Genomic DNA, 24438 nt, shown 5'->3' on the forward strand with positions numbered 1-24438 from the left:
CAGGGCGGCGAGGACAGGAACCGGAGGCATCATGGGCATCCACAACCACTCCGCCAGGTACGGCCGGTACACGGGCGGGCCTGACCCGCTCGCGCCGCCGGTTGACCTGGCGGAGGCACTGGACGCCGTCGCCGAGGACGTCATGGCCGGCTACTCGCCCCGGCACGCCCTGCAGGAGTTCCTGCGGCGCGGCGGCCGGAACCGGGAAGGCCTCGATGACCTCGCCCGGAGTGTCCAGCAGCGCCGCAGTGAACTCCTGGGCCGGCACCGGCTGGACGGCACCCTCAACGAGGTCCGGAAGCTGCTCGAAACGGCCGTGCTGGAGGAACGCAAGCAGCTTGCCCGGGACGCCATGATGGACAACACCGATCGGGCCTTCCGGGAGATGCAGCTGCAGAACCTGCCCCAGTCCACGGCGGCAGCCGTCAACGAGCTGGCCTCCTATGACTGGCAGTCCAGCACTGCCCGGGAGGCGTACGAGCAGATCAAGGACCTGCTGGGCCGTGAGGTCCTGGACCAGCGGTTCGCCGGGATGAAGCAGGCACTCGAGAACGCCACGGATGAGGACCGGGCGGCGGTGAACAGCATGCTGCGGGACCTCAACGGGCTGTTGGACAAACACCGGCGCGGCGAAGACACCGATGCGGACTTCCAGGACTTCATGGCCAGGCACGGCGGTTTCTTTCCGGAGAACCCCCAGTCCGTGGAGGAACTGATTGATGCCCTCGCCAAGCGTGCGGCCGCGGCGCAGCGGCTCCTGCAGTCCATGTCTGACGAACAGCGCGACGAGCTCATGCGGCTCTCGGCCCAGGCTTTCGGCTCGCCGGACCTGATGGCCCAGCTTGATCAGCTCGATTCCAGCCTGCGGGCCCTGCGCCCGGGCGAGGACTGGTCCGGATCCGAACGCTTTGAGGGCCAGGAGGGCCTGGGCCTGGGTGACGGCACCGGCGTGCTCCAGGACATCGCCGAGCTGGACGGGCTGGCCGAACAGCTGTCCCAGTCCTACAACGGATCAAACCTCGGCGATCTGGATCTGGATGCCCTTGCCCGCCAGCTCGGCCAGAATGCCGCCGTGACCGCCCGCACCCTCGCCGAGGTGGAGCGGGCCATGCAGGACGGCGGCTACCTGCGGCGGGGAGCCGACGGCGACCTGCGGCTGTCCCCGCAGGCCATGCGGAGGCTGGGCAAGTCCCTGCTGCGGGACGCCGCCAAGCAGCTGTCAGGCCGGCAGGGGCGGCGGGACACGCGGGTGGCCGGCGCCGCCGGGGAGCAGACCGGTTCCAGCCGCCAGTGGGAGTTCGGGGACGCCGAGCCCTGGGACGTCACGCGCACCCTGACCAACGCGATCAGCCGTACCGCGGCCGACGGCGGGAACCCCGCCGGGGGACTGCGCCTAACCGCGGCAGACATCGAAATCAGCGAAACAGAGGCACGCACCCAGGCCGCCGTCGTCCTGCTCGTTGATGTGTCGTTCTCCATGGCCGCCGAGGGGCGGTGGGTGCCCATGAAGCGGACCGCCCTGGCCCTGCACCACCTCGTCTCCACGCGGTTCCGCGGGGACCGGCTGGAGCTGATCACGTTCGGCCGCTACGCGCAGGCGATGGACATCGGCGAGCTGACGGCACTGCCGGTCCGCCGGGAGCAGGGAACCAACCTGCACCACGGACTGCTGCTCGCCGGGCGGTTCTTCCGCCGGCACCCGTCCATGCAGCCTGTCCTCCTTGTGGTGACCGACGGCGAACCCACCGCGCATCTGCTGCCGGAGGGCGAGCCCTGGTTCTGCTGGCCTTCGGACCCGGAAACCATCCGCGTCACGGTGGCAGAGCTCGATCGCCTGGGGCGTGCCGGGGTGCAGGCCACGTTTTTCCGGCTCGGCGATGACCCCAGTCTTGAGCGGTTCGTCCAGCGCATGGTGCGGCGGGTCAGCGACAGGGGAGGCGCGCGCGACGTCGGGGGCCTCGGGGCCGCCGTCGTGGGGGAGTACCTGCGCGCGCACTTCCGGGGGCGTGCCTTCGGCGATGCCGACTGGGCGTCCTGAATATCCTGACCGGGGATGTTGTTGTACGGCGGCTTCAGGAAAGGGCCTGCCCCGGCAACGTGAGGATTTCCGCACCGTCGTCGGTGATGGCGATCGTGTGCTCACTGTGGGCCGTCCGGCACCCTGTTGCGCTCCGGAGCGTCCAGCCGTCGGGATCGGTGACGAGTTCGGCGGTGTCCGCCATGACCCACGGCTCCAATGCCAGCAGCAGCCCGGGCCGCAGCGTGTATCCGCGGCCGGGCCGTCCGGTGTTTGGCACGTGGGGGTCCTGGTGCATTGTTGATCCGATCCCATGGCCGCCGAACTGCGTGTTGACCGGGTAGCCTGCCTCGCTGAGGACGGAGCCGATGGCGTGGGAGATGTCACCGATGCGGGCACCGGGGCCCGCGGCGGCTATGCCGGCATACAGCGCGCGTTCGGTCGCATCGATCATCGCCACGCTCTCCAGGGGCTTTGAGCCGCCAACGATGAAACTGATGGCTGAGTCTGCAGCGACGCCGCCTTTGGAGACGGCGAGGTCGAGCGTCAGCAGGTCGCCGTCGGCCAGCGTGTAATCGTGCGGCAGTCCGTGGAGCACGGCATCGTTGACGGCGGTGCAGATGTAGTGGCCGAATGGCCCGCGCCCGAAGGACGGTTCGTAGTCCACGTAGCAGGACTGCGCTCCAGCCTCGACGATCATGGCCTTTGCCCACCGGTCGACGTCCAGGAGGCTGGTGCCCACCGTGCTGCGGGCCTTCAGCGTCTGCAGAATGTGGGCGACCAGGGCACCGGCCTCCTTTGCCCGGCCCAGTTCGGCGGAGTTCAGGATCTCAATCATGCGGCACCTTTCCCACGCACTAATAGCTGTCCCGCCATTATCCTCAATCCGGGAGTTGCTCCGCGGACGCTCAGGGGCGCGGCTCCTCGGCCGGTCCCTTATCCGGTTGCTCCGTTGACGCATTGGCTTCGTCCGCTGCGGCGCCCTGCCGCCGGCTGGCAAGGAGGAACGGAACCGCGAGGCTTTGGAAGATCCCCGCCAGGGCCAGCGACATGGGATAGCCGTACAGGTCGGCGCTCCTGCCGAGCACCGGCTGCACCACAACGCCGCCGCTGGATCCCATCAGCGAGTCAAAGCTCAGCACGGTGGCGCGCTGCTTGGACGGAATCATGTCGTTCACGTACGCCTGCCGTACCGGCATGGCGGCGGAATCGATCACAGCCCACAGCGTCAACAGGACCAGGGCAACCCAGAACACGCGGGCAAACCCGAGCACCAGGAGAATCACGGCACTGATGCTGCCGCTCAGGATCAACACGGAGGTGCGTTTGCGGAACAGGCGCCGGACATAGGGTGCGAGCCAGCCGCCCACCACCTCCGCGCCCGCCACAATGGCCGCCGCAAGCCCGGCAACAGAATAGGCGCGGGGGTCGCCAAAAAGCTCCAGCAGGTACGGCTGCAGGGCATAAAAGACATAGATTCCGACGCCGGCGCTGAAGGGGGCGGCCAGCATCACGTACCGTACGGGCGGGATTTTCAGGCCGTTCTCGATCGAGGCGGTCAGCACTGCCCGCGTTGCGCGCAAAGGGTGCGTCGAACGCTCTGGGGTGAACCCGACGTCGTGCATGAGTCCAAAGGCCACCGCGAACATGGCCAGCAGCACGCCCACCCGCACCAGGAAGGGCACACCGAGGTCCGTAGCCTGGGCGATCACGCCACCGGCCACCGAGCCGGCGAGCATCGCCACGCCCGCGACCATCTGCCCGCGCCCAAACACCGCCTCCAGCCCGCCTTCGTAGCCGGAGTAGCGCAGCGCATCAACAAGCCAGGCCTCAACCGCACCGGAAAAGAAGGTGAAGCCCAGGCCAAGCAATACGGACACGACTGCCCACCAGGCGAACGGGGCGGAGAACTGCCACAGCAGGTAGTAGAGGTATGTGGATCCGGCCAGGGTCACGGTGCCGAGCAGGAATGACGCCCGGCGGCCCCAGCTGTCCGCGACCACGCCGGTGGGGACCTCGAAAATTACCATTCCGACCGTGAAGAAGGCGTTGGCGGCGAAGGCCTCGAAATTGCTGAGGCCCGCGTCCAGCAGGAACAGCGTGTTGACGCCCCAAATGAACGAAGCCGCAAGGGTATTGCCCAGCGTCAACGTCAGGTAGATGCGCTGGATCCTTCGGGCTGCGGCGTTCATCGGTTCGCTGGCCCGGCCCCTCCGTGCAAGGAACACGAGGCCATTCTCACCCCGTTCAGGCTCCCGGTGCCAGAGCCCCCAACAAACCGATCCTCGGCGGTCCACGGAGCAACCTGGAACAGGTCAGCGAATCCACCCGCTGTGCTGCCAACCGTCGCCTCAGCCGGTGGTGCCGGTATCGTCGTGTGCGGATCCGACAGGTTTGGATTCGGGTGACCCGCGCTGGCGGAGGTAGATGGACAGGACAACCATGGACCCCACGGCCAGGAACTCCGACTGCCAGTTTTGGAGGGTCCGGTTCCAGAAGTCGGGTGAACCGGCGTACTCGAGCCACGGGACGGGATCCTGGAAGTTCCGCAGCTGCTCTTCGTTGTAGGCCGCGTGTCCGGTCAGCGACTGGACGAGCCAGGACAGGACGAAGATTAGTCCCATGGTGGCCGCCAGCGAGTTGGAGAATATCGTCAGGCGCCAGCCGCGGACTCTTGCCCAGGCAGGGGATTTATCGTTGGCGTGCTCGCCGACCAGTTGTTCTTCATCGGATTCAAGCCCCTCCTTGCCCGGCTCCTTGGACTCCGGCGACCCCTTCTGGACCAGCCAGATCGTTGCCACGATATAGAGCAGGAACTGAAGGTACTCTGACTGCCAGTTCTCCGATACGTCGACAGCGAAGCTTGAAGAGGTCAGGTATTGCGCGAAACTGATCTCGTCCAGTCCAGCGGCGAGTTGCTCTTCATTGAAGACAGCCTGCCCCGTGATGGCCTGCCCCAGGACCGCGAGCAGGAAAATTCCTCCGAAGAAGAGACTCAGTCCATTGTTTTTCAACCCGTTTTTCACTTCAGGATCCTTATCCGCGGACCAGCCCGACGAACGCCATGTACGCCAGCCCAGCGAAGATGAGGATCAGGTAGAGAAGGAAGGACCACCGCATTCTTATGTGCCTCCTACTTCGCACGAGTATGGGGAATCTCCCCTGGGGGTGCATCCCGCGGCTGTGACTCGCCAAGCCGAGCCGGAGGAGGCCATAAAAACCACATCGCCCTCGAACTCCACCAGAGCCTCCCGCCCGTACGCTTCGGTCTTCAAAAGCGTCCCTGCTGCGGGCAGCTGCAAGGATTCCAGGCCGGATTCGCAGCTGCCGCCGTTCTGCTCTGCAACCTGCTGGCGCGTATCGGGCTGCAGCAATGCACAGGCAGTGGACCAGTCAGAGGACCTTACGGCTTCGTGGAAGCCCTGTGCCGTTGACGACGCGCCCGTAGTATCCGGGGCGCAACTGGTAACGGCGGCCATAACAAGCAGGCAGGCGACGGCCGGCAGCGGCCGGCGGAGCCTTTCGATACTGAACCTGGACGGAGCCCTTGCGTTCACGTACCCTCCTTCGGACGTCGCTGCTGTGATGAACTTACTGCAGAATCGAAGGATGGGAACAGCACCCGCCCAGCGGCAAGACGCACAACTCCCACGAGGAGTCCGTTCCGTGTCAGGATCAAGGTATGCCTGACCGCCTGATGCTGCTGGACACTGCCTCGCTGTACTTCCGCGCCTTTTACGGCCTGCCCGATTCCATCCGCCGCGCGGACGGGACGCCGGTCAATGCCGTCAGGGGTCTGCTGGACATGATCGCCAGGCTGACCACGGACTACGGGGCCACCCATCTCATCGCGTGCTGGGATGACGACTGGCGGCCGCAATGGCGTGTGGACCTCCTGCCCACCTACAAGTCGCACCGCGTCGCGGAGGCGATGACGGATGCCCCTGATGTGGAGGTTGTGCCGGACGCCCTCGAGGCGCAGCTTCCCATGATCCGCCGCGCGCTTGGCCTGGCCGGAATCGCCATTGTCGGTGCCGCTGACCACGAGGCCGACGACGTTGTGGGCACCTACGCCAGCCACGCCGACCTCCCTGTCGACGTCGTCACCGGGGACCGCGACCTCTTCCAGGTCTGCGATGACGCCCGCCAGGTCCGGGTGATTTACACCGCGCGCGGCATGAAAAACCTCGATGTCATGACCGAAGCGGCGGTAGTGGGCAAGTACCGGGTGCTGCCCCAGCAGTACGCGGATTACGCCACCCTTCGCGGCGACGCGTCGGACGGCCTGCCGGGTGTGGCCGGGATCGGGGAAAAGACAGCAGCATCCCTGCTCCTGAAGTACGGCACCCTGGAAAACCTCCTCGAGGCAGCGGCGGACCCGAACGGCGGCCTGTCGTCACCTGTCCGGGCCAAGCTGGAAGCTGCCGCCGATTACCTGGTGGCCGCGCCCGCCGTCGTACGGCTTGTGCGGGACCTCGACCTGCCCTCCCTCGAGGAAGCCGGCGCCCAACTGCACCCCGTCACCGGCGGGGCCCGCGCCGAACTCGAAAGCGTTGCCACCGAATGGAACCTTGGCGGATCGGTCAGGCGGCTCCTCGACGCGCTGGACCGGACCCGGCCCAGCTGAGACCTTGCGGGCGCGGCCACCCTTGGCCTGGAAGCAGCGGCGAAACTGCCTAATTCTTGAGCAAAAGTGACATGGTGGGCTGCCCTCCCTGCCGTTAGGGTGGCTGCAGTGGTTCAAGCAGCCGGACCTCTCAATTGGGGGATTGGAGTTGCTCATGGCTGACGGCCCGGATAAGCGCGGCAAAACCAAAAGGGACCGGAAGAAAAGCGGTCCCGACGACGCAGTAGTCGATGCAGAGGATGCGGAGCAACAGGCGGACGCCCCCGCCGCCGCCCCCGATGTGGAACCCCGCAGCCCACGCCTCTACGGCTACGACCCTGACTCCTGGCCGGAGCAGCGATAGTGCTGTCTTCCAGACGTAGGTTCCCGGCCGGCACCGGCAGCAGACAAGCAAACCAGGGCATGGCTAAGCTTGGTGTGTCCGGACGTTCAGCCTGCTGACGAAAGCGCGGTGAGTGCAATGCCGAAGACGGGAAAGAACGACCACGCCCGCAAGGACGAGCTTCCTTCGACCCTTCAGCGCTCGGACCAGAAAGCGCAGGACACGTTTGCCAAAACCTACGATTCCGCCATGGAGTCGTATGACAACGACGAAAGCCGCGCTGCGCGGGCCGCCTACGCATCACTGAAGCACAGTTACGAAAAGGTGGGGGACCACTGGGAGCCGAAAGAGAAACGCGGGCCCTCAGACCAACGGGCCGAAAAGGGAGCCGGGGCAGCCGAACCCACCGCCGGCGGCGTGGACGCCAACGCCTCCAAGAAACACCTGCTGGAGCGCGCCCGGGAACTGGATATCCCCGGCCGTTCGACCATGGACAAGGACGAACTCGTCAAGGCGCTGCAAAAGGCCAACGAAGCCGCCACCCGCAAGGCACGCGAAAAGTAAAACAACCAGGCAAAGACGCCAGGAGGTTCGGATGTCGGTCAAAGGCACCAAGGACGCAGCAGGTCCTGCAGGGCGGGGCGGGCCGGAAGGGCGCCAGGGCAACGGCACTGCCGGCATCACCCCGCGGGACCCCGCCATGGTTCGAAACGTGGCACTCGTTGGCCGGTCCGGTGCCGGCAAAACCACTCTCGTCGAGGCCCTGCTTGAGGCTAACGGCATGATCACCAGGAAAGGCTCGGTGGTTGACGGGACCACCGTAAGCGACTCCGATCCCGCCGCCATCCACCAACAACGCTCGGTGGCCCTGTCAGTGGTCCCGCTGCCTGTGGCCGGAATGAAGATCAACCTCCTGGACACCCCCGGCTATCCGGACTTCATTGGCGAACTCCGCGCCGGCCTTCGCGCCGCGGACGCCGTCCTTTTCGCCGTCTCCGCCGTTGAGGGGGTGGATGCAGGCACCACGGCAATCTGGCAGGAGTGCCAATACCTGGGGATGCCGCGTGCCGTGGTCATCACGCGGCTCGACCATCCCCGGGCTGATTACGACGCCGTCCTCGCCGCCTGCCGCGCGGCGTTCGGCGACACGGTGCTTCCGTTGTATGTCCCTGTACGCACCGACGGGGAGGCCACGGGCCTCCTCGGCCTGTTGTCCGGCACGGTCTTCGAGTATTCGCCGGGGACGTCCGGTGCCACGGCGCGTACCGGCGAACCCCAGGAAATCGAAGCAGCGGATGCTGCGCGGGCCGAGCTCATCGAGGGGATCATCGCGGAAAGCGAAGATGAGACGCTGATGGACCGTTACCTGGGCGGGGAGGACATCGATGCCGACGTCCTCATCACGGACCTGGAAACCGCCGTCGCCCGGGGGTCCTTCTTTCCTGCGGTGCCCGCTTCGGCGCTCACCGGGCTGGGCACGGCTGAACTTCTGGAGCTCCTCACCAAAGCGTTTCCGTCGCCGCCGGAGCGGAGCCTGCCGCGGGCAACAGACCTTACCGGAGCGCCGGTCCGCGCCCTTGCCTGCAACCCGGAGGGGCCTCTTGCGGCTGAAGTGGTGCGCACCACGGTGGACGCCTTCCTGGGCAGGGTCTGCCTGGTCCGGGTCTTCTCCGGAACCCTGCGCGGTGACACCCCGGTACATGTCAGCGGACACGGGCTGGCGGACCGCGGCCACCAGGACCACGACACCGACGAGCGCCTCACCCACCTCTATTCGCCGCTGGGCGCCAACCTCCGGCCCGTGCCCTTCTGTGTCGCCGGCGACATCGCGGCGGTAGCCAAGCTGGGCAGCGCGGAAACCGGGGATACCATCTCGGCCAAGGACCAGCCACTGCTGCTGGCCACCTGGGAGATGCCCGAACCGCTGATGCCGGTGGCCATTGAAGCCGATTCGCACGGCGACGAGGATGCCCTGGCCCGCAGCCTGGGAAAGGTGGCCGCCGGCGACCCCACCCTTCGGGTGGAGCGGAATGCGGAGACCCACCAGCTCATCCTCTGGTGCATGGGAGAGGCACACGCCGAGGTGGTGCTGGACAGGCTGCGTGACCAGGGCGTAAAGCTGCACACCGTGGACGTCGTGACGCCGCTGCGGGAAACCTTCTCAAGCCGCGCTGCCGGGCACGGCCGCCACGTCAAACAGTCCGGCGGCCACGGCCAGTATGCCGTCTGCGACATCGAGGTTGAGCCCCTGCCCAGGGGCACCGGATTCGAGTTCATCGACAAAACAGTGGGCGGCGTGATCCCCGGAACCTTCATATCATCCGTCGAGAAGGGCGTACGTGCCCAGATGCAGAAAGGCATTGCGTCCGGCTTCCCGGTGGTGGATGTGCGCGTGACCGTGGTGGGCGGCAAGGCGCACAGCGTCGATTCCTCGGACGCAGCCTTCCAGGCAGCCGGTGCCCTTGCCTTGCGGGAGGCGGCGGCAGCGGGCAAAATCCAGCTGCTGGAGCCTGTTTCGTCAGTGGCGATCAGCGTCCCGGACGAACATGTGGGGACGGTAATGAGCGACCTTTCCGCCCGCCGCGGCCGGCTGACGGGCACCACGTCCTCCGGCGGGGACCGGACGGAGATCACGGCGGAAGTGCCGGACCAGGAACTCTTGAAATACGCGGTGGAACTCCGTGCTTTGACAGCGGGAACCGGCACCTTCAACCGCCAGTACCTCCGGCACGATCCCGTACCAGGCAACGTGGCGGCTGCCGGGGCCGGCAGATGACGCTGCGCCCAAGCGGAGTTAGGGCGCCTGGGACGCCGGCTGCTCCACGTTCCTGGGCGTGATGGTGAGGGAAGCCACCTGCTCCAGCCTGGGGTGCAGATGGTCACCGCCCTCCACCACGCCTTTCTGCCACCACAGGTCCAGCCCTTCAGGCGTCACTTCCAGGCATGCCAGGTTGTTGTCGAACCACGGACCCTTGATGCCTGCCCATGTGTAGGGCGGGTCCGGCACCCTGGCAGAGCGCGCCGCAAGGGCCCCCAGGGATTCGGCGAGCCCGTAGGACAGGATGGCCGTAACGGACCGCATCAGGCGCGGCAGCGGGTTACGGATGGGCGAGCAGACAACTTGGATAATCCTGCTCCCTGTTGCCCGCCGCACTTCCGAAACATAGGAAAAGTGGACGTCGCCGGAGAGGAACATAACCGTCTCAGGAGCGCTCCCGCGTTTGCCGTCGGCGACTTCGGCCGCCATGATGGCCACGTGCCGGAAGCTTTTCTGGAACGCCGCCCAATGTTCCAGGTCGAGGGCCTGGCGCAGCTTTTCGGCTGCCTTGGCGGCCCGGCTTCCCCAGGCGCCCTCGGACACGGCTTCGTTCCAGGATTCCATGTGGTGCAGGCCCATCGGCAGGAGGAACGGCAGCGACGTGGCGATGAGCAAGTGGCGGAAACCGCCGCGCATGTTCTCGTCGAGCCAGCCCATCTCTCCGTCATCCAGCAGCGCCCGCCGGTCCGGGGAAAGGTCCCGGGCGGCGCGCGAGTCCAGCACAATGAGCCTTGTATCGCCGAAGTCGCGGCAGAGGCTCCACCGGTAGGTCTCGGGGTTGCTGTCCGCACGTTCCACGAGTTTGTCCAGCTCGTCGCTGAGGTCCAGCTCGTCCGGGCCGGCGTGGCGGGCCACCCGCTGCCACAGGGCATCCTGGGCACGCTCCTGCGGGGAGAGGTTTCCCAGATGCTGGTAGACCCAGTACGAAGCCAGCCCCGAAACCACCCGCTCCTGCCACCACGGGGTGGTTGCCATCTTCTGCTTCCACGTCCGGGAGGCGTTCCAGTCGTCCCGGATGTCGTGGTCATCAAAGATCATGGCGCTCGGCAGCGTGGACAGCAGCCACCGGTTGGCCGGGTCCGACCACGCCAAATAGTAGAGGTGGGCGTACTCCTCGTAGTCCTTGAGCTCCTTCCCGGGCGGTTCCTTGATATCCCGCCTGGAACGGATGAACTCCTGCATGTGCTTGCTGGTGGAGTCCGCGTAGACCTGGTCGCCCAGGAACGCCAGCAGGTCCGGCCAGGGAGTGCCGTCGTCGGAAGCCATCCGCAGGGCGTAGGCGCGCAGGGAGTCCACGCCGTGGCTTCGGTTTCCGGAGGCATCGTGCGGGACGCTGGTGCGGCAGGAACCGAAGGCCAGCCGAAGGGGCCTCCCGGGAACCAGGGTGGCTATTTTCGACGGCGGCAGGCCGGATTCCGGATCGGGCCACACCCTGGTCCCGTTGACCTGGAGAGTGTAGGGGGTGACGGTTCCCGGTTCCAGCGCCGCCACCTCCACGAGGGCGTAGTGGTGGCCGTGGACAGCGAAGGTCCGGGCGGTCCAGGATTTTCCGGCCGCGTGGACGGTGACTTCGGCGGAACCGCGCGTCTCCACCCAGATGCTCGCTGAGGTTTCATCCACGTACCGCATCATGGGGCCGAGCACCAGGGGCGACATCATGAATAAGTTGTACCCGCTCCGCGGCGGCGGCGCCATGGTCAGGAGCTGAGGGTGCCCCTGACGATGCTGACACTGGAGTGCGCGGGATTGCCGTCGAGCGGCTCATCCGAGATGTCGACGATGGGGTAGCCGGAGAGGTCGAGCCCTGCCGGAACGTCAAAGCGGCCGGATGACGAGTTCATGATCCCCAGGCTGACCAGCCGGGAAAGGTCCGGGGCAATGAGCCAGACTTCCTGGTAACCGCGTGCCTCCGTCTTGTCCAACTGCACTTCGATGGTCCGCGTCCCGTCGCCTGCTTCGGTCACGGTGGCCGATCCGGTGGCGGAGAACTGCTCCAGCGGTTCCAGACGGGCAGAGGCGAGCGGAACCGGGGCGACCATCTGGTTGACCGCGACCACAACGCCGGTGGTGATCACGACGGCGGCCGCGGCGGCTGCCAGCCAGGTCGCCGGCCGGCGAAGCCAGGTGACGTTGTTGCTTCCTTTAGCAGGCTGGGGTTCAACAGGCTCCGCGTTTGCGGGGCCAAGCGGATCCGCCGCAACGGCGTCGGAAAGTCCCAGCTTCCGGTGGATTCCTTCCCATACGTTCGGTCCCGGGCTCTCCAGGGAACTGGCGTCGGGGGTGGTCCGGACGGCGTTGACGGCCCGGCGGAGCGCGGCGTACTCGGCTGCGCACTCAGGGCAGGAACGAAGGTGGCTGCTGCTGCCCGCGTCCACAGGCTCGTCCAGGGCGAACAGGCTCAGGACTTCGGGGTCAAGGTGCTGCATGATCCACCTCCAATCGGTGTCTCAGGTGGCTAAGGCTGCGGCGGATATGACTCTTGACCGTACCAAGGGGAAGGTTCAGTTGCCGTGAAATCTGGTCGTGGGTCAGGTCGTCGTAAAACGCCAGGCGCATAATCGAGCCCTGGGGTTCGCCGAGGCGGTCAAGCTCCCCGTCCAGCAGCAGCCTGTCGGCAAGGACTTCAGCGGACGATGAGGCGGCGGCGTCCTCCGCCCCGGGCTGAAGACCAGCAGCCGCGAACACTTTGCGGTTTTCACGGGCGGACGCGCTCAGGGCATCGGTGACCGCGTTCCGGGTGATCCCGACAATCCACGCCGGCAGTTCCGCCTTGTAGGGGTCGAAGGTGGACCGTGACTTCCAGACGCGGATGAAGACTTCCTGGGTGACGTCGTCGGCTGCGCTCCGGTTCCGCAGCGCCCGGAGCGCCAACGTATACACCAGGGGAGAGAACTGGCGGTAGGCCTCGGCCAGGGCAGTTTCGTCGCCGGCAGCAAAGGAATGGTCGTATTGACGGTCCCATCTCCCAAAGCCGGAAGGCCCGGAAGCAGCGCTGCCACCACGCTGCCCGTCGCCGGAAGGCGGCTGGCTGGAAGGTGCCACATCGGCCTCCTTCCCCACCTCGGCGTTGAGCGTCAGGGCTGCGGAGCGGCTCATTCCAGTTCCGCAGTGACAATGACATTGTCACTGTAGTCCTGTTTGTCGTCCAGCCAGCGGCCTCCGCAGGTGACAATCTTGAGCTGGTGGGGCCCGTCGCGGCGGAAGAGGGAACCACCGTCGAACTTGTCCTTGGCCATCAGCTCAACGGAGCGCACGCGGTAGTTCAGGGCCGGTGCGCCGTCTCGCTCGATGGTGACGCGCGTGCCGGCTGTAAGGCCGTTCAGCTGGGAGAGGGGAGCCAGGTCCGAGGTGGTATCCACGTGGCCCGCCACAACGGCTGCCCCGGCTGCTGCTCCGGGGGCCGGTCCGTGCCGGTACCAGCCGGCCTGGTCGAAGGCTTCAGGAATCTCCATGGCCCCATCCGGAGAAACACCCACTTCCACGATGCCCATGTTGATGGTGGTGCCCTCGACCGTCAGGGAGCGTGGTGCCGGGTCCTTGGGCGCAGCCGGCATCGGGGTGGCCTGGCGGACTGGAACATTGGGCGGCGCAGCGGGTGTGCTTGCAGGTGCAGGTGCGGGTGATGATGCGGTGGCGGCAGCGGCTGCTGTGGTGGGGGCAGGGGAGGCCGCTTCCGTTGGTGCCGGTGTGCCGCATCCGGACAGCAGCGCCATCACGGCAAGGACGACGGCGGCCACAATAGTGCGTGCCTTCGCTGCGCTGCGCCCGGTGGCCATTTGCACCTCGGGGCAGTACCGGAACTGTTGGTCCGTCGTCGTGCTTTCCATGGGGACAACCTCCTCTTGTAAACGCTGCCCAAATGCTTAAATGCTCCGCCTCCTGAATGGAGAGCGGAAGGGACGGGCCCGGCCGGCCGGCGAAGAATGCCGGCCGGCCGGGCCCTCGGTGCCAGGGCGTCGGTCTGGTCACCGTGCCTGGCCTTGCCGTGCAGCTAGTTCACCCTGCGGAGGGCAGCCGAGCGGGAAACCGCGACCGCGCCCAGCAGGAGTGCGATCCCTGCAGCCCCAAATCCGGCGACTGCCATGGCCTGTCCTGCGGCGCCAGCGTCAGCAGCACCCGAGCGTCCGCCCGGGACTGCTCCCGGTGCTGAATGCAGGCCTCCAATGGTCTGCACTGCGAGCTGCAGGTTCTGGTCGGTCAGGCTGCCCCAGGCGTACACGATGGTGTGCGTGCCTTCGGCGACTGTCACGTCAGCTGGGCCAATGACGGGCTGGGTGGTTCCCGCCGCTGCCACAGCTGCCGGGATAGTGCCCGGATCCAGCGTCAGTGTCTGTTCGTTCGGGTTGGCCAGGTTGGAAATGACGGCGGAACCGGCGGCCAGGACGTCGACGGCGGGAGCGGCGGCGGTGTGCCTGACTGTCAGTTTGCCCTTGCCGGGTTCAATCTGCGAGGCGTCGTTGGTAAAGAGGTTCGCGGTGGGCTTGCCGGCGGCGTCCAGGTTGGCCACGGCGGTGTAGTTGCCGTTGGCGGCGAGGGTCACGTTCACCGGGCCGATCACGGCGGCTGATGCGTCTGCTGCATCCGCGGCAGTGATGGCGAGGGCGTAGTTTCCTGCCGGAAGAGCCAGCGGTCCGGCAAGGGTGCCGGGAGTAAAGTCGTCCAGGGTCCGCTCCCCATTGACCCAGACGTCGACGGTCAGGCCGGGCACTCCGTGCAGGACGGACAGCTGGGCGTCGCCTTCAGCCGCCTGGGCCGGGCCGGCGAAAGCCAGTGCTGCCGCGACTGCCACTGCTCCTGATGCAAAAATGCTGGTGCGCATGATTTCTCCTTCTTCGGCCCGCTGGGCGGGCGGTTTTTGCTTACACCCCTACTACCGGCGGCAGTGCCCATCCGGATGCACATGCATGAAAAAAACTTTGAAAAAGATTCCGCCGGCCCACGCTCCATGACGGACGATGTACCGGTATGACCCTCCGTGTCGGTCCGCGTCCGCACGTTTCAGAGCGGTTGAATCCTGGGAGCGGCTGATGGTTTGGTGAGGTGACGATCCAACGAGAGGGCCACGCCATGACAGTCACAGCAGATCTTGCTCCCCGCCGGCTTCGCGACATTTTTGGAACTTTCGCCACCGGTTTGACCGTGATCACCAGCGCCACGGAAGGTGGCCCGGCTGGATTTACCTGCCAGTCGTTCGCGTCGTTGTCCCTCGAACCTGCGCTTGTGACCTTTAGTCCGGCGAGGACGTCCAGTACCTGGCCGGTACTGCGGCAGGCAGGGTCCTGTGCCATTAATATTCTCCCCGCAACGCACCAGCATCTCGCGGGGCAGTTCGCCAGGTCGGGAACGGACAAGTTTGCCGGTGTGGGCTATTCGGCCTCGCCGTTGGGCAACCCCGTCCTTGACAATGCCCTTGCCTGGATCGACTGCGAACTCCATGCGGAGTACGACGGCGGTGACCACACTATTGTGGTTGCTGCCGTGAGGCACTTGAGCGCCCGGGAGGACGCCGAGCCGCTGTTGTTCTTCAGGGGCCGGTACGCCGGGCTTGCCCCCGCTGGCCGCGTGCTTGAAGCGGCCAGCTAGGCATAGGTTCTGTTGGCGGCGCCGCCGTGCCGGGCCAGCGCTCCCGGCGGCTGCCAATCAATATGAGATGAACGCGACCAGTTCGCCCACCCGGTCCTCGGGGTAGTTGCGGGCAATGTCCGCCTGGCTCAGAACCCCCACCAGGTCGTGGCCATCGATCACCGGCAACCTGCGCACCTGATGGTCCTGCATGGTTCGGATTGCTTCTTCAATCGAATCGTCAGCGCCGATGGTGACGGGTTTTCCTTCACCAAATTCTCCGGCTGTGGCCGTGCGTGGATCCCCGCCCGTTGCCAGGCATTTGATGACGATGTCCCGGTCTGTCAGCATGCCCTTGAGCCTGTTGTCCTCGCCGCAGATTGGGAGTGATCCCACATCGAGTTCCTTCATTTTCCGGGCTGCTGCCTCGAGCGTCTCCTTCTCGCCCACGCACTCTGCGCCCCCGGTCATGATTTCCCGCGCCGTTGCCATGATCGTCTCCTCCATCCATAGTGCCGTGCCCTGCCATGCCCTGCCGTGTCTGCGGCGGGGTCGGGTGGCCCTTCGGGGAGTCGTTCGTGGTTGACAGCTCCGAAGAGCTGGCCGATGGAAAAATGCTAAGACTACTGACTATTTGTGTCCAGATCTGCGCGGGCCCGGGCGGCAGTTTGGTGTAGGCGGGCCCTGGTAGCCGGTGATTTGTGCGGGCTGGAGTTCTTGCGTCACCGCGATCAGGTAGTAAGCTTGCTGACCAATACTAGTAAGCTTGCTGATTAATTGAGGTTAGGAGTAGGGCCATGGGCACAGTTTTTTCTGCCGCCACGGCGCTGGCGGTTACCGTTGCCGGCGCAGCCGCGGCTCTGAGTGCCCCCTTTGGCGCTGCCGGGAACGGGGGCCAGTACCTGGCCGGTCACGTGCTGTTGGGGCTGGGCCTCGGTCACTCAATCGCCATCCTGCTGCGGATGGCAACCCGGCGCCTGATAGCCCGCCGATCCGCACGCAAGGAGGCAGTTGTCACTGCGCCGGAGCCGGCTCAGCTCGCCACGGTTACCGTCCTGCCCACCAGGCCGCCGGCCATGGCACCGCTGCGGGGCAGGCATGCCGCCTAAAACGCAGCCGCTGCGTGAAGGCACAGAAGGCGCGCCACCCCTGAAGCGCCTCCGCGCCTGGCAGGCCGCCTGCGCCCTACTGGCAGTTGCCGGGCTTGCCGCGGCGCTGTATGCCGCCTCCCCGCTCGCGCGGCCGTCGGATTCGGACGAAGGCACGCTCCGGGGGCTGCAAATCAGGGTGCTCACCATCAGCCAGGCTGCAGCCGAAAACCGCATGGACGGTGCCCTTGCCGCGCTGGAGGCGCTGGAGAAAGACCTGAACGACGCCGCCAGCCAAGGCCTGATCTCGGTATCGAGGTATCGCGGCATCGAGGCAGCCCTGGACTCCGTGCGTGGGGAGATTACCGGCCAGATTGCAGCGGTGTCGGCTGCCGCTGCTGAAGCCCCAACGGCGGGCACCGCAAGCTCCTCCTCGGCTCCGGAACCCGTGCAGCAGCCCGCGCAGGTTGTACCCCAGCCGCCCCTGATCGTTCAGGCACCCGCCCCTGAGGTGGTTCCCGTCCAGGAGGAACCGGAGTTGCCGGAGCCCGCAAAGGAAGCCAAAGGAAAGGGCAAGGGGCCAGGGAAGCCCTGAGAGAACTTCCGGGCACAATGGACGGATGACTTCTCCAGCCGGGCAGCAGCAGACTGCCGGCAAACCCTTTGACATTGCAGCCATCGGCGCGGGCCTGGCCTTCGCCAGCTCGGCCCGGGCGCTGACGGAAGCCCTCACCGGCGGCGACGACGGCGGCGACGGCCCGCGCTCTGCCGTCGTGCAGGCGCCGCCGGGAACCGGTAAGACCACCCTGGTTCCGCCGCTGCTCGCGAACCTTCTGGCGCCGGGCACCGGGCGCGTGGTTGTCACCCAGCCCCGCAGGGTCGCTGCCCGTGCCGCCGCGCGCCGGCTCTCGGTCCTGGACGGCACCCGGCTGGGCAGCCGGGTTGGCTATTCGGTGCGGGGGGAACGGCAGGCCGGATCCGAAACACTCATCGAGTTTGTGACGCCCGGCATCCTGCTGCGCCGCCTGCTCTCCGACCCGGGGCTGGACGGTGTGGGCGCGGTGATATTGGACGAGGTCCACGAACGCGGACTTGAGACGGACCTGCTCGTCGGCATGCTCGTCGAAGTGCGGGAGCTGCGCGGTGACCTCACCGTCGTCGCCATGTCCGCCACCCTGGACGCACCCCGCTTTGCCGCCTTGCTCGGCAGTGGCGACGGCGGGGCACCCGCTCCCGTCGTGGACTGCCCCTCGGTACTCCACCCCCTGGAAACGGAGTGGCGGCCTGCTGCAGTGCCGCGCCTGGACGACAGGGGAGTGACGCCCGCGTACCTCGATTTTGTTGCCGCCACAGCTGCGGAGGAGCTCACGCAGGCGCTGAAGGGTGACAGCTCCACCGATGCCCTTGTTTTCGTTCCCGGCGCGCGGGAGGTCTCCCGGGTGGCGGTGGGCCTCCGCCGCCGGCTGGGTCCGGCCGCGGACGTCCTGGAGCTCCATGGCCAGGTGGGTTCAGCGGAACAGGACCGCGCAGTTTCGGGCCGCACACCGGGCGGCAGCCCCAGAATCATTGTTTCCACCGATCTTGCCGAATCCTCCCTTACCGTGCCGGGTGTCCGGCTTGTCATCGATTCAGGGCTCACCCGGGAGCCGCGGCGCGACGCCGGCAGGGGGATGAGCGGGTTGGTGACCGTTTCCTGCTCCCGGGCCTCCGCCGATCAGCGTGCGGGGCGGGCAGCCCGACAGGGTCCCGGGCGGGTGGTCCGGTGCTATGACCAGCAGGCCTTTGGTGCCGCCCCTGCCCATGTGACGCCGGAAATCAAGGTGGCGGACCTGACCGGCGCTGCCCTGCTCCTGGCATCCTGGGGTGCCCCGCGCGGAGAGGGGCTCGCGCTGCCGGACCAGCCGCCACAGCAGGCCATGGACGATGCCATGGAGATCCTGCGCGAACTTGGGGCGGTGACAGGCGAGGACCAGGCCACCGGCATGGGCAGGCTGCTGGCCACCATACCGGCGGATCCCCGGCTGGCCCGGGCCCTGCTCGACGGGGCAGCCGCCGCGGGTCATCTGCCGGCAGCTGAAGCGGTGGCGCTGGTCGCGGGTGATTACCGCGCTCCCGGCGCTGACCTGCCCCGCCTCCAGTCCCAGTTGCGAAACGAAACCGGACCGGAAGCACGCCGCTGGGCGGAGGATTCCCGCCGCCTGGCAGCCCTTTCGAAGCAAGGCGCGCCGACTGCTTCGCCGGCACAGCCCGCCCTGCCCGGGAAGGTCACCGGTGCAGCCGTGGTGGGCGCCGTCGTCGCACTCGCCTTTCCTGACCGCGTGGCACGAAGGGTGGACGGCGACATTCCAAACCGCTATCTCCTTTCCTCGGGTACCCGTGCCGGGCTGCCGGCCGGCAGTTCGCTGTCCGGCCATGAATGGCTGGCCGTGGCGGAAGTGACCCGCGCCGGCGGGAGGGACGCCGCCGGAACCGGCGCGGTTATCCGCTCGGCAGCGCCGCTAGCACCCGAACTGGCGGAAGCTGCTGCGTCGCACCTTTTGACCGATGCGGTCGAGGCGGAATTCACCGAGGGCCGCCTCTCTGCCCGGAGGGTGCGGCGCCTGGGGGCCATCATCCTGGCATCCACGCCGGTCCGCCCGTCGCCCGCCGAGGGGCGCGCGGCCGTAGCGGAAGCCCTGCAGCGGGGAGGGCTGGGCGTCCTTGACTGGTCGACGGCGGCAGAGGCGTTGCGCCGCCGTCTCGCCTTCCTGCACCGCGGGCTGGGCTCGCCGTGGCCGGACGTTTCGGACCAGGCGCTGCTGTCGCGGCTGGGGGACTGGCTGGGACCGGAGCTGGAAGCCCTCGCCGGCGGAGCGGCCGCACGCTCCATCAGCCTCGGCGACCCGTTGCGCCGGTTGCTGCCCTGGCCCGAGGCGGCCAAACTGGACGACCTCGCCCCGGAGTGGCTCGAGGTGCCCAGCGGGTCCCGGGTGCGGATCGATTACCCGGATGTTGCGGACCGCACTGCCCGGCCGGTGGTGGCGGTCAAGCTGCAGGAGTGCTTTGGGTGGGCGGAGACGCCGCGACTGCTCGGCGGCCGTGTACCGGTCCTCTTCCACCTGCTCTCACCGGCCCGGCGACCGCTTGCCGTCACGGACGACCTGACATCGTTCTGGTCCGGCCCCTACGCGCAGGTCCGGGCCGAAATGCGGGGCCGCTACCCCAAGCATCCCTGGCCCGAGGATCCCTGGACGGCTCCGGCCACCGCACACGTCAAGCGGAGGAAGTAGCCGCCCAAGCGGCGGATTCCGGCTCCACGGAGTTCAACGTGAGATCTCCGATACACAGTTGAAACCTCGCGGCGATGGACTGAAACATCCCGTGGATAAGCTCGTTTGCACCTGGACGGCGTTGTCCACACCCTCACATTAAGGACGTGCAGATGTTTCTCCTCAACAGCCTCAACCTCTTGCTCGACGGCCAGCGGAACGATGACAGCCGGTCCCACAGTGGTAGCGATGGACAGTCCGATTTTTCACAAGGTCAGCTGACCTCCGCCGCCTGGGAAGGTTGGTGGCAGGACGACGCTGCATAGCAGCTGTCCCCCTGGCGGCCGCTTGAGCGCTTGGGCAGGCTGTCGTGGCTGGACGTTCGCTGTCAGGAGTGGCCGCGGATAAAGGCAACCACGGGTTCGGCAAGGGAAGCACCCACCTCATCCGCCGAACGCTTAAACCCGGCGACGACGAAAGAGTGGTCACCGCCCTCCATCCACTGGAGAACGGCATTGGTCCCGATCCTCGAGACCACGCCCGTCAGGATCTCCGGTGTTGCGAAAGTGTCCCGGCTTCCCTGCAGGAACAACATGGGCGTTGTCAGCCCGTACAGGTGTTCATCCCTTAGCTTGTCCGGTTTGCCGGGCGGATGCAGGGGATAGCCCAGGTACAAAAGTCCTGCCGCTTCCATCCCGTCGGCCACCGCCATGGAAGCCATCCGGCCCCCAAAGGACTTGCCGCACGCCCAGATCGGGCCAGCGTCGTTATGGGCTGCTGCCTGCTCCGCCGCCGCGGCCATCGCAGCACGCCAGGTGGCGACGGCGACGGGCGGCCGGTCGGGGAATTTCCGGCCCGCTTCCCGGTAGGGGAAGTTGAAGCGCAGCGTTGCGGTCCCCAGCGTATTAAGCGCCGCCGTGAACCCGCGGAGGAAGGGATGCTCCATCCCGGCCCCCGCCCCGTGGGCCACCACAACCGTTGCGGTCGGATCATCCGGGCGGGCGTACGCAGCAGAGACATTGACGCCGCCCACTGCGAGGGTCAGGGGCACTTCTGAGCCAGGCATGCCTCCATCATGCCGGACCCGGATCCCCAAATCTCAACGCAGACAGCAGCCGGGGTGTACGTTGTCCCCATGGCGAGCGAACAGACCACCATTACCGTAACGGGCCCCGACGGCGAGCGCGAGATGCGCATCTCCAGTCCCAGCAGGGTGCTCTGGCCTGACCTGGGACTCACGAAACTCGACCTCGCACAGTATTTCGCCGATGTGGGGGAGGCGTTCATCACCGCTAACGGCGACAGGCCGGTTGCCCTGCAGAGGTATAAGGACAACGTTGATGGCGAAATGTTCTTCTCCAAGAACCCGCCCAAGGGCACCCCGGAGTTCATCCGGGCGATGAAGGTGGTTTTCCCGAGCGCCCGTTCCCATCCCATGCTGGTCCTGGACGAACCGGCCGCGGCCATCTGGGCGGTCCAGATGAACACTGTCGTTTTCCACCCGTGGCCGTCCCGTACCGCGAACACGGACAACCCGGACCAGTTGCGCATCGACCTGGATCCGCAGCCGGGCACCGATTTCGACGACGCTGTCCCGGCGGCGCTGCTGCTGAAGGAAGTGCTGGCCGAGGCCGGGCTTACCTGCTTCATCAAGACCTCCGGAAACAGGGGACTGCATGTGTACGCGCCCATCGAGCCCACCCGCGAGTTCCTTGATGTGCGGCATGCCGTGATTGCTGCGGCCCGGGAAGTGGAGCGCAGGATGCCGGAGAAAGTCACCACCGCCTGGTGGAAGGAAGAACGGGGCAAGAAAATCTTCCTGGACTTTAACCAGGCCAACCGCGACCGGACCATCGCCGGCGCCTACAGCCCCCGGGCGCTGCCGCACGCCTCAGTGTCATGCCCCATCACCTGGGATGAGCTGGAGACCGCGGATCCGAAAAACTTCACGATTCTCACTGTGCCGGACCGGCTCAAGACCGTTGGTGACCCCTGGGCGGACATGCACAACAACCCGGGAACCATCGACACCCTTCTTGAGTGGTGGGACCGGGACCTCAAGGCCGGCCTTGAGGAGATGCCCTTTCCCCCGGACTACCCCAAGATGCCGGGTGAACCGCCGCGGGTGCAGCCCAGCCGTGCCCGAAAGCAGGATTAGCAGCCTACTCGAAGCGGGACGGGTCACCTGTCCCGCGACGGACCACCTCGGCCACGCCGCTGGAGAAGTCCACCACGGTGGTGGGCTCGGCGCCGCAGTCGCCGGCGTCGATCACGGCGTCCACCTGGTGGTCCAGCCGCTCCTTGATTTCCCAGCCCTGGGTCATTGGGTCCTCCTCGTCCGGCATCAGCAGGGTGCTTGAGAGCAGCGGCTCGCCGAGCTCGGCCAGCAGCGCCTGCACCACGCGGTTGTCCGGGATCCTGACTCCCACGGTCTTCTTTTTGGGGTGCAGCAGGCGCCGCGGAACTTCTTTGGTGGCCGGCAGGATAAAGGTGTAGCTCCCCGGAGTCACGGACTTGATGCTGCGGAAGACGTCATTGCCGATGTTCACGAACTGCCCCAGCTGGGCAAAGTCCCTGCAGACCAGCGTGAAGTGGTGCTTGTCGTCCAACTTCCGGATGGACCGGATCCGGTCCAGGGCGTCCTTGTTGCCCAACTGTGCCCCCAGCGCATAGCAGGAGTCCGTGGGGTAGGCGATCAACCCGCCGTCGAGCACAATGCGCACTGCCTGGGTGACGGCACGGGGCTGGGGATCCTGCGGGTGAACGTCAAAGTATCTGGCCATGCACCCGAGCCTACGTCCCCCGCCCCGCCGCCGCACGCATTGGCACCCGGGGCGCAGCCAAAGCACCAGGAGGGGCCGGTGCCCCCTACCCGGCTGCCTTTGATTGGGGCAGGATGTTGTCTGGTTCCATCCCTTTCAGTACAACTCAAGGAGATCCAGCCATGCCCACCACCCTCAACCCGTACCTCGGCTTCCGTGACAATGCCCGGGAAGCAATGAACTTCTATCAGTCTGTTTTCGGCGGTAAGCTGACGCTCAGCACTTTCGGGGAGTTCCAGGCCAGCGAGGATCCGTCCGAGGCGGAAAAGATCATGCACGGCATGCTGATCACCACGCAGGGTTTGGTGCTGATGGGCGCGGACACGCCGAACAGCATGGAGTTCAGTGAAGGCTCGTCCATCTCCATCTCGTTGAGTGGTGAGGATGAAGCGGAACTGCGCGGCTACTACGAAAAGCTCAGCGGCAACGGCGGCCATGTCACGGTACCGATGGAGCAGGCGCCGTGGGGCGACATCTTCGGGATGTGCACGGACCGCTTCGGCGTCGCCTGGCTGATCAATGTCAACAACGCGGAAGCTGCAGGACAGGCAGCCGGGTAATCACCCCAGTCGCGTTTCCTTGAGGAGGGGCGCCACGCAGTGCGACGATGTACGCGTGGAGTCCCTCTTTGAGATCCTTGACGATAAATGGTGGCTCGTCTTCCCCGCTTTGGCCTTTGCCGGTCACTGGGCGAACTCGTGGCGCAAGGCCAGCGACCGGCGGCACCAGCGGAAGGTGGAGCTGTACAAGCTCAAGAACCAGGCACGTGAGGCTGAGAAAGCTTCGGCCGCCGAGGTGGAGTCGCTGATGGCCGCCCATGACGCTGCCAACAAGCGCTGGCTGGATTACGAACTCGACGTGGGCAAGCTGATCGATTTCCCGCTTATGACCGATGTCCGGGAACCCCTCACGGTGGCGTTCCTGCGAGCCAAACGCGAGGCTGACGGCCTGCGGCCGGCAGCGGCGGCGGACATGACCTCCCGCTCCCGCCTCGAGGCATACCGGAAAGCCGTGGACGGTTTCAGCGTGGCTCTGGACGTCGCCGAGCGTGAAGCCAGGCGCATCAGGGACAGCAAGTTCACTGGTCCCGAACGGGAACGGCTGGCCACCGCCCGGCAGCTGCTGAAAATCGCGGAAAACCATGCAGCCACCCCGGCGGAACGCCAGGCTGCCTACAAGCGGGCCCGCCGGGAACTGGACGGCCTTATCGTCCTGCCGGACGTAACCGTGGCGGCGCTCGAAGAGAAAATCGCACCGATGCTGGACCCGGGCGCGCGGCCCTCCAGTTCCCACCACGCCTGATCCGCCGGGAAGCAGCCGTGGCCGCCCGAACGCTCTACCTTGACGTCGACGGGGTCATCTGTCCCTTTGGCCCAGAAGGGAGCACCGGCTGGGGAACGCCCTGGAGCCGTGCCGACGCCGGGCTCCTGCCGGTGGCGTACGCACCCGAACTTGTCACAGGACTCAACAGCCTGGCCGCCATGCCCGGGCTGCGGTGCGTCTGGCTCACCAGCTGGGAGGACCTGGCGCCCCAGTACCTCTGCCCGGCCATCGGCCTGAAAGGTGGCGACTGGCCCTTCCTGACAGCCGACGGGCCCGGAAGCGGACCCGGGTGGTGGAAGCTCCGGGCCCTTCAAGCCCATGTGGAAGAGACTGGACCCGGCGCGGTGGCATGGGTGGATGACCAGCTCGCCTTCGAGGCGGAAGCCCAAGCCTGGGCGGGGATCATGGGCCAGCGTCTGCTGACGCTGTCGCCGGACCCCCGGCGGGGAATCTCGCCCGCGGAATTGGACGCCGTCGCCGCATTCCTCACGGAGCCGGTGTTTTGACCTCCTGCCGAGGACGCGTACGATCGATAAGGTTTCTCGCCGGTTGTGTTAGCCCATCGTGTTAACAGCGCAGGTCATTCCAAGCGAACAGCTGGTGAATTATGC

26 protein-coding genes are annotated in these 24438 nt (G+C 66.6%); 14 read left to right on the top strand and 12 right to left on the bottom strand.

Annotated elements, in window-relative coordinates; translation table 11 throughout:
- Positions 1 to 31 precede the first annotated feature (31 nt).
- Positions 32 to 2038, top strand: coding sequence for a vWA domain-containing protein (locus tag M8J71_RS09610; protein WP_256247678.1), 2007 nt, complete (start codon positions 32 to 34; stop codon positions 2036 to 2038).
- 34 nt (positions 2039 to 2072) lie between these two features.
- Here M8J71_RS09610 and map read toward each other — a convergent pair whose 3' ends face one another.
- The 4 genes from map to M8J71_RS09630 form a co-directional block, all read right to left on the bottom strand.
- Positions 2073 to 2855 (bottom strand): type I methionyl aminopeptidase, encoded by a 783-nt coding sequence (gene map, locus M8J71_RS09615; protein ID WP_256247679.1) that lies wholly within the window; start codon positions 2853 to 2855, stop codon positions 2073 to 2075.
- Between the two features lie 70 nt (positions 2856 to 2925).
- Positions 2926 to 4209, bottom strand: a complete 1284-nt coding sequence (locus M8J71_RS09620; protein WP_256247878.1) for an MFS transporter — start codon at positions 4207 to 4209, stop codon at positions 2926 to 2928.
- Positions 4210 to 4368: 159 nt separating this feature from the next.
- Positions 4369 to 5043: a DUF6766 family protein gene (locus tag M8J71_RS09625; protein WP_256247680.1), complete on the bottom strand. Its 675-nt coding sequence runs from the start codon at positions 5041 to 5043 to the stop codon at positions 4369 to 4371.
- Between the two features lie 96 nt (positions 5044 to 5139).
- Entirely contained in the window at positions 5140 to 5574 is a 435-nt protein-coding gene (locus M8J71_RS09630) for a hypothetical protein (protein WP_256247681.1), read from the bottom strand.
- Between the two features lie 125 nt (positions 5575 to 5699).
- Between M8J71_RS09630 and M8J71_RS09635 the strand changes: the two genes are divergently transcribed.
- The 4 genes from M8J71_RS09635 (at position 5700) to M8J71_RS09650 (ending at position 9742) form a co-directional block, all read left to right on the top strand.
- Positions 5700 to 6644 carry a 5'-3' exonuclease gene (locus M8J71_RS09635; protein ID WP_256247682.1) on the top strand — a complete coding sequence of 315 codons (945 nt, stop codon included), beginning with the start codon at positions 5700 to 5702 and terminating at the stop codon, positions 6642 to 6644.
- 154 nt (positions 6645 to 6798) lie between these two features.
- Positions 6799 to 6987: a hypothetical protein gene (locus M8J71_RS09640; protein WP_256247683.1), complete on the top strand. Its 189-nt coding sequence runs from the start codon at positions 6799 to 6801 to the stop codon at positions 6985 to 6987.
- Positions 6988 to 7104: 117 nt separating this feature from the next.
- The gene (locus tag M8J71_RS09645) at positions 7105 to 7530 is read left to right on the top strand and encodes a ChaB family protein (RefSeq protein WP_256247684.1); all 426 of its coding nucleotides are present in this window, start codon (positions 7105 to 7107) and stop codon (positions 7528 to 7530) included.
- A gap of 31 nt (positions 7531 to 7561) precedes the next feature.
- Positions 7562 to 9742, top strand: a complete 2181-nt coding sequence (locus M8J71_RS09650; protein WP_256247685.1) for an elongation factor G-like protein EF-G2 — start codon at positions 7562 to 7564, stop codon at positions 9740 to 9742.
- Between the two features lie 18 nt (positions 9743 to 9760).
- Here M8J71_RS09650 and M8J71_RS09655 read toward each other — a convergent pair whose 3' ends face one another.
- From M8J71_RS09655 to M8J71_RS09675, 5 genes are all read right to left on the bottom strand, one after another.
- Positions 9761 to 11443, bottom strand: a complete 1683-nt coding sequence (locus M8J71_RS09655; RefSeq protein WP_256247686.1) for an alkaline phosphatase D family protein — start codon at positions 11441 to 11443, stop codon at positions 9761 to 9763.
- Positions 11444 to 11481: 38 nt separating this feature from the next.
- Positions 11482 to 12210, bottom strand: coding sequence for an anti-sigma factor (locus M8J71_RS09660; RefSeq protein ID WP_256247687.1), 729 nt, complete (start codon positions 12208 to 12210; stop codon positions 11482 to 11484).
- On the bottom strand, positions 12197 to 12880 hold the full coding sequence (locus tag M8J71_RS09665; protein WP_256247688.1) for an RNA polymerase sigma factor: 684 nt from the start codon (positions 12878 to 12880) through the stop codon (positions 12197 to 12199). Before M8J71_RS09665 ends, M8J71_RS09660 begins: the two co-directional genes overlap by 14 nt.
- Positions 12877 to 13611, bottom strand: coding sequence for a class F sortase (locus tag M8J71_RS09670; protein WP_256247689.1), 735 nt, complete (start codon positions 13609 to 13611; stop codon positions 12877 to 12879). The genes M8J71_RS09665 and M8J71_RS09670 overlap by 4 nt, the downstream gene beginning before the upstream one ends.
- A 164-nt stretch (positions 13612 to 13775) precedes the next feature.
- Entirely contained in the window at positions 13776 to 14603 is an 828-nt protein-coding gene (locus M8J71_RS09675; RefSeq protein WP_256247690.1) for a DUF4397 domain-containing protein, read from the bottom strand.
- Between the two features lie 248 nt (positions 14604 to 14851).
- On the opposite strand from M8J71_RS09675, the gene M8J71_RS09680 reads away from it, so the two are divergent.
- Positions 14852 to 15367: a flavin reductase family protein gene (locus tag M8J71_RS09680; protein WP_256247691.1), complete on the top strand. Its 516-nt coding sequence runs from the start codon at positions 14852 to 14854 to the stop codon at positions 15365 to 15367.
- 57 nt (positions 15368 to 15424) lie between these two features.
- Here M8J71_RS09680 and M8J71_RS09685 read toward each other — a convergent pair whose 3' ends face one another.
- Entirely contained in the window at positions 15425 to 15838 is a 414-nt protein-coding gene (locus M8J71_RS09685) for a CBS domain-containing protein (RefSeq protein ID WP_256247692.1), read from the bottom strand.
- Positions 15839 to 16143: 305 nt separating this feature from the next.
- Here M8J71_RS09685 and M8J71_RS09690 point away from each other — a divergent pair, with 305 nt between their 5' ends.
- From M8J71_RS09690 to M8J71_RS09705, 4 genes are all read left to right on the top strand, one after another.
- The gene (locus M8J71_RS09690; RefSeq protein WP_256247693.1) at positions 16144 to 16455 is read left to right on the top strand and encodes a hypothetical protein; all 312 of its coding nucleotides are present in this window, start codon (positions 16144 to 16146) and stop codon (positions 16453 to 16455) included.
- Positions 16445 to 17029 carry a hypothetical protein gene (locus M8J71_RS09695; RefSeq protein ID WP_256247694.1) on the top strand — a complete coding sequence of 195 codons (585 nt, stop codon included), beginning with the start codon at positions 16445 to 16447 and terminating at the stop codon, positions 17027 to 17029. The genes M8J71_RS09690 and M8J71_RS09695 overlap by 11 nt, the downstream gene beginning before the upstream one ends.
- A gap of 25 nt (positions 17030 to 17054) precedes the next feature.
- Positions 17055 to 19703: an ATP-dependent helicase HrpB gene (gene hrpB, locus M8J71_RS09700; protein WP_256247695.1), complete on the top strand. Its 2649-nt coding sequence runs from the start codon at positions 17055 to 17057 to the stop codon at positions 19701 to 19703.
- A gap of 152 nt (positions 19704 to 19855) precedes the next feature.
- Positions 19856 to 20008: a hypothetical protein gene (locus tag M8J71_RS09705; protein WP_256247696.1), complete on the top strand. Its 153-nt coding sequence runs from the start codon at positions 19856 to 19858 to the stop codon at positions 20006 to 20008.
- A gap of 62 nt (positions 20009 to 20070) precedes the next feature.
- Here the strand turns inward: M8J71_RS09705 and M8J71_RS09710 are convergent, their stop codons facing one another.
- On the bottom strand, positions 20071 to 20748 hold the full coding sequence (locus tag M8J71_RS09710) for an alpha/beta hydrolase family protein (protein WP_256247697.1): 678 nt from the start codon (positions 20746 to 20748) through the stop codon (positions 20071 to 20073).
- Positions 20749 to 20817: 69 nt separating this feature from the next.
- Here M8J71_RS09710 and ligD point away from each other — a divergent pair, with 69 nt between their 5' ends.
- The gene (ligD, locus tag M8J71_RS09715; RefSeq protein WP_256247698.1) at positions 20818 to 21840 is read left to right on the top strand and encodes a non-homologous end-joining DNA ligase; all 1023 of its coding nucleotides are present in this window, start codon (positions 20818 to 20820) and stop codon (positions 21838 to 21840) included.
- 4 nt (positions 21841 to 21844) lie between these two features.
- Here the strand turns inward: ligD and M8J71_RS09720 are convergent, their stop codons facing one another.
- Positions 21845 to 22465, bottom strand: coding sequence for an L-threonylcarbamoyladenylate synthase (locus M8J71_RS09720; RefSeq protein WP_163163474.1), 621 nt, complete (start codon positions 22463 to 22465; stop codon positions 21845 to 21847).
- A 161-nt stretch (positions 22466 to 22626) separates the two neighbouring features.
- Between M8J71_RS09720 and M8J71_RS09725 the strand changes: the two genes are divergently transcribed.
- Genes M8J71_RS09725 through M8J71_RS09735 form a run of 3 tightly spaced genes read left to right on the top strand, consistent with a single transcriptional unit; the run spans position 22627 to position 24333 of the window.
- Positions 22627 to 23064 (top strand): VOC family protein, encoded by a 438-nt coding sequence (locus tag M8J71_RS09725; RefSeq protein WP_256247699.1) that lies wholly within the window; start codon positions 22627 to 22629, stop codon positions 23062 to 23064.
- Positions 23065 to 23119: 55 nt separating this feature from the next.
- Positions 23120 to 23806 (top strand): hypothetical protein, encoded by a 687-nt coding sequence (locus tag M8J71_RS09730; RefSeq protein WP_256247700.1) that lies wholly within the window; start codon positions 23120 to 23122, stop codon positions 23804 to 23806.
- Positions 23807 to 23823: 17 nt separating this feature from the next.
- A complete protein-coding gene (locus tag M8J71_RS09735) occupies positions 23824 to 24333 on the top strand; it encodes an HAD domain-containing protein (protein WP_256247701.1) in 510 nt (169 codons plus the stop codon).
- The last annotated feature ends 105 nt before the right edge of the window (positions 24334 to 24438 follow it).

It is taken from the genome of Pseudarthrobacter sp. R1 (assembly GCF_024494415.1).
In the GTDB taxonomy this organism is placed as follows: Bacteria; Actinomycetota; Actinomycetes; order Actinomycetales; family Micrococcaceae; genus Arthrobacter.